At 31.4% G+C, this 2,041-nt stretch carries 1 protein-coding gene; it reads right to left on the reverse strand.

Features of this window, described 5'->3' with window-relative positions; translation table 11 throughout:
- Positions 1 to 646: 646 nt before the first annotated feature.
- Positions 647 to 1,903, reverse strand: a complete 1,257-nt coding sequence (locus tag CLORY_RS22695; RefSeq protein WP_079428853.1) for a DUF4097 family beta strand repeat-containing protein — start codon at positions 1,901 to 1,903, stop codon at positions 647 to 649.
- Between the last annotated feature and the right edge of the window lie 138 nt (positions 1,904 to 2,041).

A 2,041-nucleotide genomic window follows, 5' to 3' on the forward strand; every position in this document is an offset into this window, starting at 1 on the left:
ACTCCAATATTTATTTTTAAAATCCTGATACTTATCTACTAATATTTCTTTTACTGTTATTTTCTTATCTACCATAATACCTATATTTTACACACTTATCCACAACCTTGCAATTACATAGTTTCCTATAGAATAAAAAATGGTTACACCCTATGTCGGCCGGTTACGTTCATTAAGCAATTACACCACATCTTTTAGTCAAATTTCCTAATGGCTCATAACTCGGCTACGCCTCAAACAATTCGCCATCTTAACGGAAATTTGCCTAAAAGACATGGGTAATTGCTAAACTCACTCCAAATGCCTCCGTCGTATGTAACCATTTTTAATGCCCTTACTCTTAATATTAACAAGATGCTTTTATTATACTGCTTCTGTTGCCTTCTTATCTTAATTCTCTAATTTCAAAATATATTACTGTTTCTTGTTAACTTCTTCGTAAACACGTTGTATCGTTTTTTCATTTAATAACCACCTTTTCTCTTATTTAGTGGTGTATCTTAATTTTGATTAAAAGTTATCCGTAATTGAAAAAAATAGTAAATCCCTATAGAATAAAAAAAGTGTATTCATAATCTATAAGACAGATTACTGAACACACTTAATTCAATGCTATATGAATATTAGTTATTTATTAAAATTATTATTATTTTGATATACTAATATTTCCTTCGGAATTATTAAGTTTCACCTTATTAGAACTGCTTCCCACATTTCCCTTAAGAGTACTTTCTGATCTAGAACCTGAAACAGTTACAGGAAAATCACATTTTAAGTCACCATCATCTGTATTAGCCGCTAGATTAAACTTAGCATCCCTCGGGAGCTCTAGCTGGATATCTCCATCTGAAGATTCTATCTGAACATCATTATTAAAATCATTATACTGTACTTTTGTATCTCCTTCACTATTAACCGCCTTGATATCTCCGCTAAAACCAGAGATGTCAATGTCACCGTCTGAAGATTCGAAGGATGATGATTTGACTGATATATTATTTGCTTCAAGGTTCCCTTCGCTGTTATTATAAGTAATTGACGCTGCATTAAATTCATCTAATTTTACATCTCCGTCAGATGAGTTAATTGATGCGGAATCCGTAGTTATATTTTTAGCAGTAATATCTCCTTCTGAATTTTCATTGCTAAATTCACTGACATTTATATTACTTACATTTAAATCTCCATCATCCAACTGGCAATTGAGCTTATCAATTTTAAAGTTGCTTATTGACACATCTCCTTCCGAAGATTTTACTTTGATAGAGTTTTTATATGCTTCAGGAATATATACATCCATTTTCATATTAGAACTATCGGAAAACATAATTACCTGATGACTTTCTCCAAATTCAACATGCAAGGTATTACCCGATTTATAATATTTAAGGCGTGGTTTACTATAATTACCTATCGCACTCATTGTTCCATCCACAGCTGTCTTAAGCTTATTTCCCTTCCCACTATAAAAATTTAAATTAGCATCAGAAACATCTACAGATATTTCATCTATCCCATTAAGGCTGCTAGTTTTAGTTTCATTAATAACATATCTGTGTCCTTTCACATGCCGAAAACCAAGTCCAATGAATGTCCCTAAAAATATAAAAGCTAAGAATATAATTGGCAGAGCAATAAATTTACGCCTTTTTTTCGTTCTATGCTTATTGCCCATATTGTTTTCTATATTCCAAGCTTCTGCGTTTTTATATGCTGAGCTTCTGTATTGTGCAGCTATGTCCCTAGGATTCCCAAACTCTCTCAAGAGCTGTATATTATTTTTCCCATTTTCTTCTCCCATTTTAAATTGCTTTTCATAATCATATAGTATTTGATTTCTTTGCTCTTCATTAAAATCAGAAAGTTCCCGCTTTAATTCTCTCATAAAGTCCTGTTTATCCATTTATACTTCCCCCTTGTATAATGTAGTCATAACATTCAATAGAAAACTGTCTTTATTAATTACGAACATTACAACTCATTTTTTTCTTATTATTCTTAAAATCTTTACCCTATAGGGTATTTGTTTCTACTCTAACTT

This window comes from Clostridium oryzae, from assembly GCF_002029235.1.
Classification (GTDB): Bacteria; Bacillota; Clostridia; order Clostridiales; family Clostridiaceae; genus Clostridium_AE; species Clostridium_AE oryzae.

Bases quoted from the DNA above. Each gene is read 5' to 3' on its own strand.
- CLORY_RS22695 (WP_079428853.1), bottom strand. From the start codon at position 1,903: ATGGATAAACAGGACTTTATGAGAGAATTAAAGCGGGAACTTTCTGAT.